Raw genomic sequence first — 17,905 nt, 5'->3', positions numbered from 1 at the left:
CCATGTAACTTTACTATTTTCAATAAACAGGTATGATAATCTTCTATCCAGGTGTGTGCGGCAGACTTTTCAGATAATTTTTATAGTCCCATGCACCAATGAATTAAAAAGGAGCGAACTAGTATGAATATTGATACTAAATGTGTAAATGCTATCCGTGTATTATCGGCTGATGCGGTACAAAAGGCAAATTCAGGACATCCCGGTCTTCCTCTGGGATGTGCCGCAATGGCATATGAATTATGGGCCAATCACATGAACCATAATCCACAAGATCCCACTTGGAAAAATCGTGACCGTTTCATTCTTTCCGGTGGCCATGGTTCAGCGTTGTTATATTCACTGCTGCATTTCTTTGGTTACGGGTTGACTTTAAATGATTTAAAGAATTTTCGCCAAGATGGTTCTCTCACACCGGGTCATCCTGAATATGGGCATACCGTTGGTGTAGAAGCAACAACCGGCCCGCTCGGTGCAGGCATGGCAATGGCAGTCGGTATGGCGATGGGGGAAGCCCATTTAGCCGCAGTATTCAATAAACCCGATTTTCCTATAGTTGATCACTATACCTTTGCCCTTGGCGGTGACGGTTGTATGATGGAAGGCATCTCATCCGAAGCTTTTTCTCTCGCCGGAACATTGGGTCTGTCCAAATTGATCATCTTATATGATAGCAACAAAATATCCATTGAAGGCAGTACCGATATCGCTTTTACTGAAAATGTACAAAACCGCATGGCTGCTTTTGGTTTTCAGACCATTACCGTCGAAGATGGCAATGATCTAAACGCCATTGGTAAAGCTATCGAAACGGCAAAGGCCGACACCATCCATCCCTCTTTCATTACCATAAAAACTCAAATTGGTTATGGCTGTCCGGCAAAACAGGGTAAGGCCAGTGCGCACGGTGAACCACTTGGTGAAGACAATGTACGGGCATTAAAAGAAAATCTCCAATGGCCTTCTTTAGAACCATTTTCTATTCCTGATGAAGTTTACACTCACTATCAAAAACTTGCTGAAAAAGGTGCGTCTGCACAGGCAAAATGGCAAAAGCTGTTTAATGATTACAGCAGACATTTTCCACAAGAAAGAAATTTATGGGATAAATTCCACACTGCTGCCGACAGTACGGCACTTCTGGAAGATAAAGACTTCTGGGCTTATGAAGACAAACCACAGGCAACCAGAAATCTTTCAGGCATAATGATAAACCGCATAAAAGATTTTCTGCCGCAGCTTATCGGAGGCAGTGCAGATTTAGCACCTTCCAATAAAACCCATATGAACAATGAAACTGATTTTAACAAAGACAATTACGCCGGTCGCAATCTGCATTTCGGTGTCAGAGAATTAGCAATGGCTGGCATAGCCAACGGATTATTACTGCATGGTGGTCTGCGACCTTATGTTGCTACCTTTTTCGTCTTCAGCGATTATATGAAACCAATGATCCGTTTGGCGGCATTGATGAAAATACCGACTACTTATGTACTCACTCATGACAGTATCGGTGTCGGTGAAGATGGTCCAACTCATGAACCGATAGAACAGCTGGCGATGCTCAGGGCTATGCCTAATATCAATGTATTCCGTCCGGCTGACGCCACAGAAACTGCTGCCGGATGGTATTTAGCCATAACCAGTGAACATACACCTACAGCATTAGTTTTGACACGACAGAATTTACCTCAGCTTGCCGGCAGCAGCAAAGAAGCTCTTAAAGGTGCTTATATCATTGCCGATGCCGACAAAAAAACTCCGGATGGGATTATTATTGCCAGCGGTTCAGAAGTTTGCCTGGCCATAGAAACCAAGGAATTGCTAAAAAAACAAAATATTGATATACGTGTTGTCAGCATGCCTTGTATGGATATTTTTGAACAACAAAGTGATGAATATAAAAATAATATCTTGCCACGCGCCGTAACGGCACGCGTTGCTGTTGAAGCCGCCGCTGATTTTGGCTGGGGCAGATATGTTGGTCTTGATGGTACAACCGTCACAATGAAAGGGTTTGGCGCATCGGCACCGGCCGATAAACTTTTCAAAAAATTTGGCTTTACTAAAGAAAATGTTGCTGAAACAATGCGAAAATTACTGAAATAAAAATCTTATACTATAGTCTTTACGGGCAGGTTTTGCTGTCAGGCAATAATCAATGGCAGGTCCTGCCCTGTTTTTATTCATAATTAACTTACCCTACCTACAGATCCATTTCCCTTTGACTGACTTAATTGACTTTATTATGGCGTTAAAATATCGTATTTATATAAATGATATATGCTTAATCAACAGACAGGAGAATTTATGAGAGCTATCAGTGAATTATATGAAGAGGCGTTAAGGAAGGCATCAGATAAAGGTTCGCTTGCTGATATCACAAAACAGCTGGATTGCCTTTTTAATCCCCCTCAACATTTTCCCCATCCGAAAGCAGCAGAAATGATATCTTCCGCCGGTAAAACCAATAATCAACAAAAGATAAGCAAGGATGTCCTTGCCGTCCTACAGGCACTAAATGATAACCGCGACCATCCGGCGTTTATTTTGATAGCGCCGGCATTTATGGGGCAATTCAGTGATGATGTGCACCCTGGGATGGTCAGAAATGCCTTCAAAGAACTTGGTTTTAGTGGTTTACTTGAAGTAGCTGTATTTGCTGACATATTGACGCTCAGGGAAGCTTTAGAATTTGAACATAATATCCACACTAATAAAGATTTCATGCTTACCAGCTGTTGCTGCCCGATGTGGTTGGCGATGATCAAAAAAATGTATTCAGATCTGGTTCCGCATATGCCGCCGTCAGTCTCTCCAATGATTGCCGCCGGACGTGTTGTAAAAAAATTCCAGCCCGAGTCCTTAACAGTATTTGTCGGACCATGTGTAGCGAAAAAAGCTGAAGCCAGAGAAAAGGACATCGTTGGCGCTGTAGACTACGTACTTACTTTTCAAGAAACACAAGAAATGTTTGATTTATTGGGTGTTAATCTCTTAGCCCAAAAAGATACTATCAAGGAACTTTCATCCGAAGCAGGTCGTATATATGCCCGTACCGGTGGAGTAAGTGCCGCCGTCCAGGCAACTTTAAAAACTCTTAATCCCCACCACGACATTGAATTAACTGCTCAGCAGGCTGATGGAATTCCTGCATGCCGGCAAATGATTGATGATTTACTGACAGGTAAAAGCACTGCCAATTTCTTTGAAGGTATGGGCTGTGTCGGTGGTTGTGTCGGCGGTCCTAAATCATTATTAAAAAAAGACACTGCACGTGATCTGGTAAACACCTATGGTAAAAAAGCCTTATATAAAACACCACTCGATAATCCTTATGTTTTAAAACTACTTTACCGGCTTGGTTTTGAATCACTGGAAAGTTTACTCGAAGATAAAAATTTATTTGTCCGCAGTATTTAACAAAAGCGCAATAAAATGATTAAAAATTTTATTGCGCTTTTGTTGTTCTTTCATTGCAAAAAGCTATGACATTTGCTATAATTTATAGATGTTACTTATTAAGCGATGGGGTTCGCTTTAAAATACACCATGTATTAATGACTCCTACCATACGGTAGGGGTCTATATTTTTTTAGAAAACACTTAAGGAGTATTTATGTTTAACTATCAACAAATCTTATTAGTATTTATTGGCGGCGGAATTGGATCTATCACTAGATTCATTGCCACCAGTTTAATCGGGGCACGATTTGGAACTGTATTTCCTTTTGGCACACTCTTTGTCAATATTGTCGGTAGTTTTTTTATCGGATTTATTATGTTTTTTGCTATCGATGAAAACTTTATTCTTTCTGAGCCGCTGCGTCTTTTATTAGTTATTGGTTTTATTGGTGGATTTACAACTTTCTCGTCTTTCAGTATGGAAACTTTATTATTATTTCGTGGTATCTCAATATTTTATGCTTTCGTTAACATAGCAGCCAACCTGATCATTGGACTGGCAGCTGTTTATTCCGGTATAACACTTGCCAACTTCATGAACTCTTAAACACTATATGCAATGTTTACAAATATTTTTACTTTTAGGTGCGTTGACAATGTATATAAATTGACATACAGTTAGTTTATATACATTGTCAAAGGAGTTGATTTCATCATGCACATTGTTATTGCTCCTGATTCTTTTAAAGGCAGCCTTACTGCCGGTGAGGCTGCTTCGGCTATTGCGATGGGCGTTAAACAGGTTTTCCCAAAAGCTTCTATCAGCAAAGTTCCTGTCGCCGATGGAGGTGAAGGCACTATTGATGCCCTAGCTCAGACAACACATGGGAAAATTATGACTAATGCAGTAATGGGGCCATTAAATGAGCCAATAAATGCTGATTGGTATATCTTTTCCGAAAATACGGTATCTGTCGCTGTTATTGAAATGGCCAAAGCATCAGGATTATTAATAACGCCGGAAAATAAACGTGATATACGGCATGCCAGCACTTACGGGACCGGGCAGCTGATAAAAGCTGCTTTAGACGCTGGTGTTGGCCGTATCATAATAGGTATCGGCGGCAGTGCCACCAACGATGGCGGTGTCGGCATGGCCGCAGCCCTGGGTGTAAAATTTTTTGATAAAAACCATCAAATAATACCTGCCGGAGGAGCTGCTCTATCTCAATTAGCTTATATTGATACAACAAATATTGATAAGCGCATTTGCCACACCGATATTTGTATAGCCAGTGATGTAGATAACCCGCTTTGCGGCCCCGCCGGTGCCTCTGCAGTTTACGGACCACAAAAAGGTGCCCGACCGGAGACAGTAACCGAACTTGACGCAGCTCTTCTTCACTACAGCAATATTGCCAAACATGATATTGGTATTGATGTCAGTAATATACCTGGCAGTGGTGCCGCCGGCGGACTCGGTGCCGGACTCATGCTTTTTACCAATGGGCGGATAATATCAGGCAGTAAACTTATTTTGGATACCATTAATTTCCCAAAAATCATTGCCGGTGCTGCTTTCATTATCACAGGCGAAGGTTACACGGACGAGCAGACCATCCAGGGAAAAGTACCGATTCGTATTGCCGAGATTGCAAAAAGGCAGCACATTCCAGTTATCTGCCTTTCCGGTGCACTCAGCGAAGCCGCTCATAATCTTGCAAATTACGGTGTCAGTGCCGTTGCGGCTATACCTTATGCTCCATGTTCTCTTGACTATTGCATGGAAAATGCAGCATTACTTTTACAGCTTGCTGCTGTACGAACCTGCCAGCTGATAAAAATTGGCAGCTTGATGGAAAAATGATATGAAAATACTCTATGCAGAACCTGCATAGAGTATTTTCATATCATTTTCTTTAAATTAAATTAAACCAAATAATTGTTGCCAACTCAATTTTACTGTAAAATATTAAAAACCATCATCATTCGCAGTAAACATGCCCTTATTTTTATATAACTCCACCAGTTTGCGCTTAACTATTTTCCCCGTGGATGTTTTTGGTAATTCATCTAATTTATGAAATTCACGCGGCACTTTATATAAAGCAAGATTCTTTCGTAAATATTTTTTTAAAAACGGAACAGAAACTTCCTGCATCTTATTTACACTAAAAAAACAGCATCCAGCCTGACCACGCAATTTATCCGGTACTCCGATAACAGCCGCTTCATCGATCCCCGGATAAGCATACAACAGTTCTTCAATTTCCCGTGGGTAAATATTTTCTCCCATACTTATTATCATATCTTTGATCCGATCAACTATATAAATATATCCGTCTTCATCCTGGCGGACTATATCTCCTGTATGCAGCCAACCATCAACAATTGTATTTTTTGTAGCTTCCGGCAAATTCCAATAACCGGGCATGACATTATCACCGCGCACTAATAATTCACCTGGTTGTCCTGGCTCCACTTCAGTATTATCCGATTGAATTATACGAATCGCAATTCCTGGTAAAGGAATACCAATGGAGCCGATTTTTTCTTTACCCGGCGGATTAACCGCAACAACCGGTGCGGCCTCAGACAAACCGTAGCCTTCAGCTATAACCAAACCAAATTTATGTGAAAAAGCATTTGCAACCGATACCGGCAATACTGTTCCTCCGATTACTACCAATCTCACCGAAGCAAGCTCTTCTGCCGCTGCCAATTTAGTCAACAACGAACAAATAGACGGTACAACATACAATACTGTGATTTTTTCCCTGTTAATAACATCAATTGTTTCCTTAGGTGTAAAACTTTCCATTACAGTAACACAGCTGCCACCATAAAAACCATTAAGTATACAGCATGTCCATGCAAAACAATGATACATCGGTAATACGCAAAGAACATTATCAACCTCATCCACATGCAGGACTTTTTCAAACATTGCAGCATTACTGGTCAAATTTTTATGGGTAAGCATTGCCCCTTTAGGTTTTCCTGTAGTACCCGATGTATAAATGATGACACATACATCGTCTTCACTAATTCTATCATTCTTAGTCGGAGCATGTATTTGTGTCACTGCTTCACCGCATTTTGTAATAGGATATTGCGGACAGTCTGCCGCAAAAGCCTCTTCCCGCCGTCCCTTATCAAATATTATCGGGTTTTCAGTCAATATACAGACACAATTAGAATCACTCACTATATAAGCTGTTTCCGGTGGCTGCAATTGATAATTAATCGCCACAACAACAGCTCCCAACGAAACCAATGCAAAATAAGCATAAATATAATTATCATTATTATGGGAGACAATAGCTACCTTATCACCTGTTTTTACACCCTTACCATACAAATAATCTCTGCAATCGGCAACTTTTTGCTGCAAAATTTGATATGTAATACGATGTTCCTTTGTAATTATAGCCGTGTGGTCGGATTTCCCGCGCAACAGCAGCTCATGAACCAACATAAAAACACTCTTTTCCAATTTTATTATTGCATTTTAATTATCCTTTGATTTTATACTAATATGGATAAAAAAGTCAAAGTTTATTATTTAAAAAGCTTCTTATCCAATAAATTTAAGCGTAATTGATTTTATCTTATATTGATTCTGCAAAAATAATCACATCTAAAAATATATAAAAAAATCGATAATATATATTGTACTTTCCTAAATTACTATATAATATATCCAAGTTTTTCTGTAAAAAAGAAAAAAAGTAAATTAAATTATTTCTGAAAATTAGAAAAAAAGCATATTAACACAATCCTTCCGACATAATATACTGTATTTGTCGGAGGGGAAAGGGGTATTTACAATGAATTGGTTTGATGCTGAAAATCGTTTAATTAAAATCATCCGTCTGTTGGAAAATAAATCAGAACTAAGTACCGATGAGTTAAGCAAACGATTAGATGTAAGTACAAAAACAATCCAAAATGATATCAAAGATATCAATTCCGACCTCAAAGACAGTGCATTAATCGATTTAAACCGTTCTGTAGCTCGCCTGTTCATAACTGATTTTCCTCGTTATAAACAACAGCGCAATGGCATTGAAAGACGAAATTCCAATTTTGATTCACCACAGATGCGAATGGCTTTCATCATTGACATGCTGATGTCCTCCGACTCTCCCTACTTAATCGATGAGTTAGCTTATGCCATGAACATCAGTCGCTCAACTTTAATAAAAGACATGACCAAGTTAAAAACCATTTTAAAAAATTATCATCTTACCATTGCCGGACAATCAAGTATCGGTATCAGCTTAATTGGTGACGAACTAAATCTGCGTTTTTTTGTTCTCGATAATAATTATAATATCATTTGTGCTGAATCGACACTTTCCCCGGAAATCACTGCAAAGGTTAAACTGGATCTTGCTCCCTTAAAGCTAGACAAAGTCGTAGTAGAAAATTTTATCCGCTATATAACATTGAGCCTTAACAGAACTGTACAGGGCCATGGCCTGGTAAAATTGGATAGCAAATATCAGGAATTAGGCAATCATTATTATTTTAAGTTTTTACAAAAAAGTCTTGACAGTTTGGAGCGAATTCTAAAAATTAATTTTCCCCGTAATGAACGATTATTTCTGATTATCCCGTTAATCAGCATGCGTACACCTTATGATATTTCCTCCCTTGAATCCAATATCATAGTCTCCGATGACATTTTACAGATAACCAAAGAAATAATTTCGACTATACAAGACGAAATGGAAATTACATTAGACGAAAAAAACAGTGATATTATTGATGAATTCGTCTATCATAATTATTTTCTAACCAACCGTCTTCGTTATGGCCTGCCAATACAGAATCAAACAAATGATGATATCAAAGAAAAATATACTGTAGCCTACCATATGTCCATGATTGCCAAAAATGTCATCGAAAAAAGAATGTCAGTCAAAATTCCCGAAAGTGAAGTAGATTATCTGACAGCATATTTTCAAATATTTTTAACCGAACAAAACCATATCAGGCATCCATACAAAGTTGCATTGATATGTGGGACAGGCCGTGCCAGAGCGAAACTCATCATTGCTCAACTGCAAAAAATATTGGCCCGTGAAGCAGTCATTGATATTTTTGTCTATAATGAACAATTCTCAGAACAAAAATTAATAAATCATGATTTATTAATTTCCACGGTAAAAATAAATATATCAATACAAATCCCTATTATTTATATAAATGAAGTAGTCGATGAAACATATTTACGCAACAGTATCGAACGCATATTTTATGCACACCAGCTGCAGATTCCCATGCTGCACGGTGTAAAATCAATAGTTTTCAGCCTGCTTTCTCCTGATAAAATAACCATCTTTGATTCCAGTTTTAATTATCTTCAGGCGGTACACCACATGGTCAATAAATTGATCACAGCCGATCTGGTGGAAAAAAAGTTTTGGCAAAGAATATTATCCCGCGAAGAAAAATCTTCAATGGTTCTTGACAGCCATGTGGCCTTTCCTCATGCCAGATATGATAATAATACTGAAGTGGTGATTTCTTTAGGACTTATTCCCAATAAACTTAACGATTCTTTATATCCCGACTTACAAATTATTTTTCTGGTTGGTATCCCGGCCGACTCGGAGGATGATGGTATTTTAGTAAAAATTTATGACGAAATCATCAGCATGTCTTCACAAAAAAAGATTATCGGGGACATTTCAAAAATGAATAGTTACAACGACATACTGATGTATTTTATTAAGGATTGCAATATTTTTAATTAAGGAGGCTGCTATGAATAGTTTCGTTATCATCATATTGGGATTTTGCGCTTTCATACTACAATACATTCTGACATTTTTACAAATGAACCGCTTCACCAAACACTATCGTGAATTTCGCCGCAATGGCCGGGTTGCAATCGGGAAACATGACGGCATACTGCGCTCGGGTGTAATAATAATGTTTCTTATAGATGATCAGGGAATCATCAAAAAAGGAAAATATATTCAAGGTGTAACTGTTTTCGCCCGTTATAAAGATATAAATCACTCATTCATCGGTAAATATATAGGTACCTTAACACAAAAAGACTGCAAACAGATACATTATTCTAAAACGCTGTCTTTAGCTATCATTGATGCCCGCAATAATTACAATATAATCACTGCCGGCGGCACTTTACCGGAAAAGAAAAGTCCCTTTGGGCGTCTGCTTGATATGTTCAGATTCAGTTTCGCAAAAAAATAATTAATTAGGAGGACGAGATTATGGATTTTGTAGTAAATTTAGCAGCAGGTTTTATGAATTTATTCACACTTGGCGGAGAGACTTTTGTTTCCTGGGTAACCGGTATTATCCCAAAAGTATTGTTACTGCTTATATTTATGAATTCTCTTATCGCTTTCATCGGCCAAGAAAAAATCAATAATTTTGCTAAAGTCTGTTCAAAAAATGTCATTCTTGCTTATGGGATTTTACCTTTTCTTTCTGCTTTTATGTTAGGTAACCCTATGGCTCTTTCTATGGGGAAATTTTTGCCAGAACGCATGAAACCAAGTTATTATGCATCAGCTGCTTACCACTGCCATACCAACAGCGGTATTTTCCCGCATATCAATGTCGGTGAACTTTTCATCTGGCTTGGCATTGCCAACGGCATCACTACTTTAGGCCTAGACGCCACACCATTAGCTCTTAGATATTTATTAGTCGGTCTCATTATGAACTTTTTCGCCGGTTGGGTAACTGATTTCACCACAAAAATTGTCATGCGCCAACAGCGCATCGAGCTTAGCAACAACTTAAAAACAGAATGATCATAAAAGGAGGAGCATATCATGACAGAATATAAAGCCATTCGAATTGTAAAAGGCAATGCCGGATTTGGCGGGCCCTTACTTGTACAACCTCATGAAGGTAAAGATGTTCTCTTATATATAACTGCCGGCGGTGCTAAACCAGAAATAGCCGATAAAATTGAATCACTAACTGCCTGCCGGGTAATAAACGGTTTTAAAACTTCAGTACCCGAAGAAGAAATTTTCTTGGTCATTGTCGATTGCGGAGGTACTCTGCGTTGTGGGATTTATCCACAAAAACGCATCCCTACAATCAATCTGAATCCCGTCGGTAAGAGCGGCCCACTGGCAAAATACATTACAGAAGATATCTATGTATCCGGTGTCACTCTCGATTGCATAACATCAACTGATGACATACCTGCCACTGAATCACAAAATAAGCCCGAAAAACAAGAACGTAAATTCAAATATTCCGCCAATAAAAAAGTTTCTCAGACAATGGGTGAAACTTCTTCCAATACTTTTATCCAAAAAATCGGGATGGGTGCCGGTAAAGTTGTATCCATTTTCTATCAGGCTGGTCGCGATGCCGTCAATTCCATGATTAATACAATACTGCCGTTTATGGGTTTTGTCGCCATGTTGATTGGTATCATTAACGGTTCCGGATTTGGTGATTGGTTTGCCAATCTGCTCGTTCCCTTAGCCGGTAATGTTGTTGGTTTAGTAATTTTAGGTTTCATCTGCTCTTTGCCATTTCTTTCTCCATTGCTTGGTCCCGGAGCGGTTATAGCCCAGATCATCGGCACACTGATCGGTGTAGAAATCGGCAAAGGCCATATTGATCCTAACCTTGCGCTGCCGGCATTGATGGCCATAAACACCCAAAATGCCTGCGATTTTATTCCAGTTGGATTAGGGCTTGCTGAAGCAGACCCGGAAACAGTTGAAGTCGGCGTTCCATCCGTTCTTTATTCGCGTTTTCTTATAGGTGTACCACGTGTCTTAGTCGGCTGGTTGTTCAGTTTTGGCATGTATTCATAATATTAAATAAATCTTGCAATAAATTTTATCTTTAGGTGGGAATATAATAATGAATGTAATTTATACCAATAAAATAGTCAATACCGGCAAAGACGTAACTGCCTTCGGTGATGAAATGATAATTCTTTTCGGTGATAATGCCCCTGCTACATTAAAAGATTATTGCTATACTATTCCCATCGTACAAACCAGCGCTCATATTTCACCCGGTCAGTTTTTTTCAATAGATGGTGAAAAATTTAAAATTATGTACGTCGGTAAAATTGCCGAAAAAAATCTCAATGAACTCGGCCATCTCACGATAAATTTTACCGCATCGGAAAATTCTGTTCTGCCAGGTGCAATTGTTGTAGAAAAAAAGAAACCGCACCCAATGAAAATAGGTTCCGTGGTTGAAATAATAACGCCATGATCACACACAAGCTTCTAATAAAAAATCCATTTGGCCTGCACGCTGCCTATGCTGCTGAATTAGCCAATGCTGCCCGAAAATATAAAAGTGTTATTTATCTGCGGAAAAACCATAAATTGGCTAATGCCAAGGATATGGTAGCAATATTGGGATTATTAGTTAAATCAGGCGACGAGCTGGAAATACTGGCCGACGGATCGGAAGAAGCCAAAGATATAGAAGAATTCATTAAACTCATCCACAGCTTAGACAGATAAATCAAAGGAAGAAGGATTTTCATGAGTTGGTTAAATATTGAAAACAAAGTAGTTATCGTCACCGGTGGTGCCTCAGGAATAGGCAAAGCTATAGCAGAAGCTTTTTTAAAACAGGGCAGTAACGTTATAGCAGCAGATATGAATAATGAACCGCCCGAGATAAAAGGCAGTAATTCCAATAACTTTCTTTATGCCATTACCGATGTCACTAAAAAGTCATCCGTGGATGCCATGATAGCCAAAACACTGAAAAAATTTAATAAAATTGACATTTTAGTCAATAATGCCGGCATAAATATCCCACGTCTCCTGGTTGATTCCCAGAATGCCGGAGGGCAATTTGAACTCGATGAAAAAGTCTGGGACCTGGTCTGTAACGTCAACCTAAAAGGTGTATTCATCTGCGCTCAGGCAGCTGCCCGCCAAATGGTCAAACAAAACAGCGGTGTCATTATCAATATGTCATCCGAAAGCGGTCTGGAAGGCTCAGAAGGACAAAGCGTTTATGCCGCCACTAAAAACGCCTTGAATTCACTTACCCGTTCCTGGTGTAAGGAACTTGGCAAACACAACATCCGTGTAGTCGGACTTGCACCCGGCATCATGGAAGCCACTGGTCTTCGCACCATCAAATATGAAACCGCTTTGGCTTACACCAGAGGCATAAGTGTTGAACAATTACGTGCCGGTTATTCCCAAACGACTACCATTCCGCTTGGGCGCTCCGGTAAATTAAGCGAAGTCGCCGACACGGCATGTTTCATCGGCAGTGATCGAGCCAGTTATATTCATGGCATAACACTTAACATCGCCGGCGGAAAAACACGTGGTTAATACCTTAAAGTAATATTTTACCAATAAGCAGAAGGGCCGGGTATTTATAAAAATACCCGGCCCTTCTGCTTGTATTCACAACAAATACTGCCAATATAAAATATTTATAAAACAATACCAAGCCATTTCCAATAAGTCCCCGCCAGCAATAAAATCAATAAATATGCCACAATAGTTATCGGTATTCCGGTGCGTATGAAATCGCGCGCTGTCACTGTTTCGGTACTAAATACCACCAAATTCTGCGGAGCATTAACAGGCAGAATAAAACCAAAACAAATGACGTACTGCAGTATCATCGTCATTCCAATGACATTCAGGGTATGCACCTGTGATGCTCCCTGCAAAATAGAAATCATTATGGGAATCATTGCCGCCGATAATGCCGTTGCACTGGCAAATCCTAAATGTATAACAATTAAAAATAAGCTTAACACGGCTAATATACCAAACGCCGTCATCGCATATAAGTCAAACTTATTAACAATGCACGATGCAATCCAGTCAGCCGCTTTGGTTGCCAATATAGTCGTTCCCAGACTTATTCCCGTTCCGAAAAGCATCAAAGTGCCCCAGCTGACACGATTTTGCACATATTTCCAATCCATAATACCAATCTTAGGCAAAAGCATGATTGTTATCGCCAGCAAAGTTGTCGTAGTAGTATCAAACGGATGAACAATTTTTTCTGTTGCCCATAAAAACAACAATATCAAAGATATACCCATTAGTTTTTTTTCATCCCCGGACATTGGTCCCATTTCATTTAATGCTTTGGCTACCGCTTCTTTACCACCCTTAATCTCCTTAGTTTCCGGTGGTATCATTTTCAATAAAATAAAATAGAGTGCTACCGACATAATAGCCGCAAACGGTGCGGCTGCTATAAACCATTCACCCCAGCTGATATAATAACCCAGCTGTTTTTCAATGAAACTTAAAGCAATCATATTTTGCGCTGCCGCCGTTTTAATTCCTACATTCCAAATACTGTCAGCCTGCGCCACTGCGATCATCATTACTGCCGCAAAACGGCTTTTCATTGAAACACCAAAAGAATGTATTATTCCTAAAATTATCGGCACCATACAGGATACCCGGGCAGTAGTGCTGGGTACAAAAAAACTTAAAATAAATCCTACGGCAATTACCCCTATCAAAACACGATTTGTCTTGGCACCTATTTTCGATAAAATCAATAATGCTATCCGCGTATCAAGTTTTGTTTTAACCATCGCCACAGCGATAAACATCGCACCTCCCACCAAGGCTAATGCACTGGTGCTAAATCCCGATAAGGCGAATTTCAGTGCCCCTGTTGTGCCCAATATTTTATCTGGCTGTGCCGGGTTTGGTGACAATCCCAGTAATAACGCCATCAACGATACTATCAATATTGAACTTACCGGATAAGGGACTGCTTCCGTCATCCATATTATTACGGAAAATATCAATATCCCCAAAACCCTTTGACCGGAAACCGACAATCCGTCAGGTGTCGGTAATAATATTATTACAAACAAAACCAAAGCTCCGATAATAAGACCATACTTTTTACCCATATAATAACCTCCCTGCTTATTATATTTATATGAATATTTATTAATTATACATAGTTTTGCATGTAATTATGCAAATACTTTTTTATAAAATAACGAAGCCTCAAAACACGTTGTTTTGAGGCTTCGTTGCCTACAAAGTTTACTTAATTATAATATAAAGCAAGCTTACTTTCAATAGTAAAACACTATTATATGCATATTATTGCAAAACAACATGCCATTTACAGTTATATTATGACACATGTGCAATAATGATATACAAAATTTTATTAATTTGCATATATATTCTTTCTATGCTATTATATGCGGGTAACAAACATATGAATTGAACAGCATCGTCGCGAGCTGTATCACGAACCTGGTTTGTTGACATCATCTATATCGCTTGGATCACCGTGACCGAGACGAAGGCATAAGATATTTCTGCGCACTTGTCCGTCAAAGTGCGCTTTTTTTTATTATGTCTCTCACTTTTCCTGTTTGTTACAAAAATAAGAAAAGAGGCTGCATCATGATTTTATGTACAGACATCAAACAATTGCAGAGATTATCTGCCACTGCCAGACAGGCTGGCAAGTCTGTTGCCCTTGTTCCAACAATGGGAGCTTTGCATGAAGGACATGTTTCACTCATACATGCCGCTCACACAGAAAACGATCTCACCATAGTAAGTGTTTTTGTCAATCCAACACAATTTGGGCCCCATGAAGATTATGAAAAATATCCCCGTAATTTGGCAAAAGACTGCAAGACTGCAGAAGCAGCCGGTGCGGATATCGTATTTGCGCCGCCCGCCGATAAACTATATCCCCATAAAGATCCTGTCTGGGTCGAGGTCACCGGCAGTATAAGTAAAGTACTATGCGGCCGCACACGCCCGATCCATTTTCGCGGCGTGGCTACCATTATAACCAAATTGTTTCACATAGCTGCTCCCGACAATGCTTATTTTGGTCAAAAAGATGCCCAGCAGACAGAAGTTTTAAAACGCATGGTCGATGATTTATTTTTCCCCGTCCGGCTGCATATCATGCCAATCATCAGAGAAGCCGACGGTCTTGCTAAAAGTTCTCGGAACATTTATTTAAATCCTGCTGAAAGAAAAGCTGCGCCGGTACTTTATAAATCACTTAAACAAGCACAAAAACTTTTTCTTCAGGGTGAAAAAAACAGCGATGTTATTTCAACTGCCGTACGCAGTATGATTGCTGCCGAACCCTTAAGTACAATCGACTATGTCGAAATGTACACATTGCCCGGATTGATCACTGTCGGAAAAACACTTGATAAACGCACCTTATTAGCAGTTGCCGTAAAATTTGGTGCTACGCGGCTCATTGATAATACTATACTGGAGGTTGACGCCTGATGATTTATAATATGCTTCATGGTAAAATTCACTGTGCCACAGTAACGCAAGCCAATCTTTCTTATATGGGAAGCATTACTATCGACGAAGCACTTCTCGAATTGTCAGGCATTTTGCCTGGTGAAAGAGTCCAAATCGTCAACAATAATAATGGTGAGCGTCTTGAAACCTATGTTATAAGCGGCGAACGCCACAGCGGTATTATCTGCCTAAATGGTGCTGCTGCCAGAAAAGCTGTCATCGGTGATATTGTCATCATCATCGGTTATGCTTTAATGGATGAAGCTGAAGCGCATAACTATATCCCCAAAATTGTAATGGTAGATAAAACAAATCGACCTATACAAATAAAAACCAAAGAACAACAGCAAGAGCTGCCTTTGTCAACCTGATCATTCACTATAATCATATTTTGTATTGAACCGCCCCTGTGAATTAGAATTTGGATATAATTCACAGGGGCGGTTTAAAGTGATGCATAATTTTCATCAAATATTTTTAAGAAAATTTTCGATACGGTTTAACGCTCCGGCTATTTTATCTACCGAAGTGGCATAAGAGCAGCGAATAAACCCCTCACCGCATTCACCAAAAGCATTACCCGGTATGACTGCTACATGCTCACGTTCCAATAAATTTTCGACAAATTCCTCTGATGTCATACCTGTTTCCTTGATACTGGGAAATATATAAAAAGCCCCTTTTGGTTCAAATGTCTTTAAACCCATACGACAAAATCCTTCATATATAAGGTGCCGACGCTGATCATATTCATTGATCATTTTATGCATGTTTTTTTCACCGTTGCGCAAAGCCTCTATCCCAGCTACCTGAGCTGTCACCGGTGCACAAAGCATCGTATATTGATGGATCTTATTCATGGCCTCAATAAACACAGGATTGGCCATGGCATAACCCAGACGCCAGCCGGTCATTGCATACGCTTTAGAAAAACCATTAAACAATATTGTCCTGTCTTTCATACCTGGTAATGTTGAAAAACAAATATGTTCCAATCCGCCATATGTCAAATCCCCATATATTTCATCGGACAAAACAATCAAATTATATTTCTCGGCAAATTTGGCTAATCCATTCAATTCCTCTTCAGTCAGAATTGTTCCTGTAGGATTATTAGGATAGCCTATCAGCAATGCCTTAGTGGCAGGTGTAACAAATTTTTTTAAATCAGCGGCAGTAACTCGAAACTCATTTTCTATTTTAGTCGGTACCGGAACAGGTTTACCTCCGGCCAAAATAACACATGCTTTGTATGATACGTAACACGGTTCAGGAATCAGCACTTCATCTCCGGGGTTCAATATTGCCCGCAAAGCCAGATCCACAGCCTCGCTGACTCCCACCGTCACAATTATTTCCTCTGCCGGATTATAATCTATGGCATAATTTTTTTTATACAGATTGGCTATTTCCTGCCGCAGCGGCAGCATACCCTTATTCGTGGAATAAGAAGTATATCCCTTTTCCAATCCGTAAACGCAACTTTCACGAATATGCCATGGCGTGACAAAATCAGGTTCACCTATACCCAATGTTATTACATCATCCATACTGACCGCAACATCAAAAAACTTTCTTATGCCCGAAGGCGGTACCAAGTCGACTGTATCAGATAGTGCCTGTTCCCAATCATTCATGGTGTCATCACCAGCCTGCGGTCATCTTCCTTGTCATCGATAATCGTACCATCTTTTTTATAAGCCTTAAGCATAAAATGGCTGCGCGTTGACGTCACCCCTTCAATGGTAGATAAACGTCGAGCCACAAAATCAGCCACTTTATTCAATGACTGCCCTTCAATGATGACCAGCAGATCAAAACTTCCTGACATAAGAAAAACTGATTTGACTTCGTCAAAACGATATATGCGTTCAGCGATAGCATCAAAACCAACTTCTCGCTGTGGTGCGACATTGACTTCTATAACTGAAGTAACATTATGATCCCCAAACTTTTCCCAATCAATAAGTGTATTATAACTCATTATTATTCTGTCATCTTCAAGTTTTTTTATTGCTTCTTCAATTTCAAATTCCGGTTTATTAAGCATCGCCGCCAATTCCTTCACTGGACGGCGGGCATCATGTTCCAGCAATTGCAATAATTCTCTCATAACTAATTTCTCCTTTACAGTCACAATTTCGTCTAAAACTGTATTACCATCCCTTAAATACCATCCAATGCTGCAGTCATTTTCAAGACAGGGAAAACCCGAC

General features: G+C 39.4%; 17 protein-coding genes. 13 read left to right on the top strand and 4 right to left on the bottom strand.

The window, feature by feature from the left end; all coding sequences use genetic code 11:
• The first annotated feature begins 123 nt into the window (after nucleotides 1-123).
• The 4 genes from tkt (at nucleotide 124) to I6751_RS12710 (ending at nucleotide 5,272) form a co-directional block, all read left to right on the top strand.
• Nucleotides 124-2,109 (top strand): transketolase, encoded by a 1,986-nt coding sequence (tkt, locus tag I6751_RS12725; protein ID WP_196590827.1) that lies wholly within the window; start codon nucleotides 124-126, stop codon nucleotides 2,107-2,109.
• 201 nt (nucleotides 2,110-2,310) lie between these two features.
• A complete protein-coding gene (locus tag I6751_RS12720) occupies nucleotides 2,311-3,423 on the top strand; it encodes a [Fe-Fe] hydrogenase large subunit C-terminal domain-containing protein (RefSeq protein ID WP_196590828.1) in 1,113 nt (370 codons plus the stop codon).
• A 196-nt stretch (nucleotides 3,424-3,619) separates the two neighbouring features.
• Nucleotides 3,620-4,012: a fluoride efflux transporter CrcB gene (gene crcB, locus I6751_RS12715; RefSeq protein ID WP_196590829.1), complete on the top strand. Its 393-nt coding sequence runs from the start codon at nucleotides 3,620-3,622 to the stop codon at nucleotides 4,010-4,012.
• Between the two features lie 108 nt (nucleotides 4,013-4,120).
• Entirely contained in the window at nucleotides 4,121-5,272 is a 1,152-nt protein-coding gene (locus I6751_RS12710; RefSeq protein WP_196590830.1) for a glycerate kinase, read from the top strand.
• A gap of 105 nt (nucleotides 5,273-5,377) precedes the next feature.
• Here I6751_RS12710 and I6751_RS12705 read toward each other — a convergent pair whose 3' ends face one another.
• A complete protein-coding gene (locus tag I6751_RS12705; RefSeq protein WP_196590994.1) occupies nucleotides 5,378-6,883 on the bottom strand; it encodes a class I adenylate-forming enzyme family protein in 1,506 nt (501 codons plus the stop codon).
• 352 nt (nucleotides 6,884-7,235) lie between these two features.
• On the opposite strand from I6751_RS12705, the gene I6751_RS12700 reads away from it, so the two are divergent.
• The 7 genes from I6751_RS12700 to I6751_RS12670 are packed head-to-tail and all read left to right on the top strand — an operon-like array spanning nucleotide 7,236 to nucleotide 12,737.
• The gene (locus tag I6751_RS12700) at nucleotides 7,236-9,170 is read left to right on the top strand and encodes a BglG family transcription antiterminator (protein ID WP_196590831.1); all 1,935 of its coding nucleotides are present in this window, start codon (nucleotides 7,236-7,238) and stop codon (nucleotides 9,168-9,170) included.
• Between the two features lie 10 nt (nucleotides 9,171-9,180).
• On the top strand, nucleotides 9,181-9,636 hold the full coding sequence (locus I6751_RS12695) for a transcriptional regulator GutM (RefSeq protein ID WP_182187208.1): 456 nt from the start codon (nucleotides 9,181-9,183) through the stop codon (nucleotides 9,634-9,636).
• A 20-nt stretch (nucleotides 9,637-9,656) separates the two neighbouring features.
• A complete protein-coding gene (gene srlA, locus I6751_RS12690) occupies nucleotides 9,657-10,205 on the top strand; it encodes a PTS glucitol/sorbitol transporter subunit IIC (RefSeq protein WP_182187210.1) in 549 nt (182 codons plus the stop codon).
• A gap of 21 nt (nucleotides 10,206-10,226) precedes the next feature.
• Complete coding sequence (gene srlE, locus I6751_RS12685; RefSeq protein ID WP_196590832.1) at nucleotides 10,227-11,234, top strand: PTS glucitol/sorbitol transporter subunit IIB; 1,008 nt, start codon at nucleotides 10,227-10,229, stop codon at nucleotides 11,232-11,234.
• 49 nt (nucleotides 11,235-11,283) lie between these two features.
• Nucleotides 11,284-11,646 carry a PTS glucitol/sorbitol transporter subunit IIA gene (locus tag I6751_RS12680; RefSeq protein ID WP_182187213.1) on the top strand — a complete coding sequence of 121 codons (363 nt, stop codon included), beginning with the start codon at nucleotides 11,284-11,286 and terminating at the stop codon, nucleotides 11,644-11,646.
• Nucleotides 11,643-11,903 carry an HPr family phosphocarrier protein gene (locus tag I6751_RS12675; protein ID WP_196590833.1) on the top strand — a complete coding sequence of 87 codons (261 nt, stop codon included), beginning with the start codon at nucleotides 11,643-11,645 and terminating at the stop codon, nucleotides 11,901-11,903. The genes I6751_RS12680 and I6751_RS12675 overlap by 4 nt, the downstream gene beginning before the upstream one ends.
• Nucleotides 11,904-11,924: 21 nt before the next feature.
• On the top strand, nucleotides 11,925-12,737 hold the full coding sequence (locus I6751_RS12670) for an SDR family oxidoreductase (protein ID WP_182187217.1): 813 nt from the start codon (nucleotides 11,925-11,927) through the stop codon (nucleotides 12,735-12,737).
• 104 nt (nucleotides 12,738-12,841) lie between these two features.
• Here the strand turns inward: I6751_RS12670 and I6751_RS12665 are convergent, their stop codons facing one another.
• Nucleotides 12,842-14,299 carry a DASS family sodium-coupled anion symporter gene (locus tag I6751_RS12665; RefSeq protein WP_196590834.1) on the bottom strand — a complete coding sequence of 486 codons (1,458 nt, stop codon included), beginning with the start codon at nucleotides 14,297-14,299 and terminating at the stop codon, nucleotides 12,842-12,844.
• A 511-nt stretch (nucleotides 14,300-14,810) separates the two neighbouring features.
• Here I6751_RS12665 and panC point away from each other — a divergent pair.
• Nucleotides 14,811-15,668, top strand: coding sequence for a pantoate--beta-alanine ligase (panC, locus tag I6751_RS12660; protein WP_196590835.1), 858 nt, complete (start codon nucleotides 14,811-14,813; stop codon nucleotides 15,666-15,668).
• Complete coding sequence (panD, locus tag I6751_RS12655; RefSeq protein ID WP_182187223.1) at nucleotides 15,668-16,060, top strand: aspartate 1-decarboxylase; 393 nt, start codon at nucleotides 15,668-15,670, stop codon at nucleotides 16,058-16,060. The genes panC and panD overlap by 1 nt, the downstream gene beginning before the upstream one ends.
• A 96-nt stretch (nucleotides 16,061-16,156) precedes the next feature.
• Here panD and I6751_RS12650 read toward each other — a convergent pair whose 3' ends face one another.
• Nucleotides 16,157-17,326, bottom strand: coding sequence for an aminotransferase class I/II-fold pyridoxal phosphate-dependent enzyme (locus I6751_RS12650; RefSeq protein ID WP_196590836.1), 1,170 nt, complete (start codon nucleotides 17,324-17,326; stop codon nucleotides 16,157-16,159).
• Entirely contained in the window at nucleotides 17,323-17,802 is a 480-nt protein-coding gene (locus tag I6751_RS12645; protein WP_182187227.1) for an Lrp/AsnC family transcriptional regulator, read from the bottom strand. Before I6751_RS12645 ends, I6751_RS12650 begins: the two co-directional genes overlap by 4 nt.
• Between the last annotated feature and the right edge of the window lie 103 nt (nucleotides 17,803-17,905).

Source organism: Pectinatus frisingensis (assembly GCF_015732285.1).
Taxonomy (GTDB): domain Bacteria; phylum Bacillota; class Negativicutes; order Selenomonadales; family Selenomonadaceae; genus Pectinatus; species Pectinatus frisingensis.
Note: the sequence above shows the minus strand (reverse complement) of the source record. Positions and strands in the feature narration are given on the sequence as shown.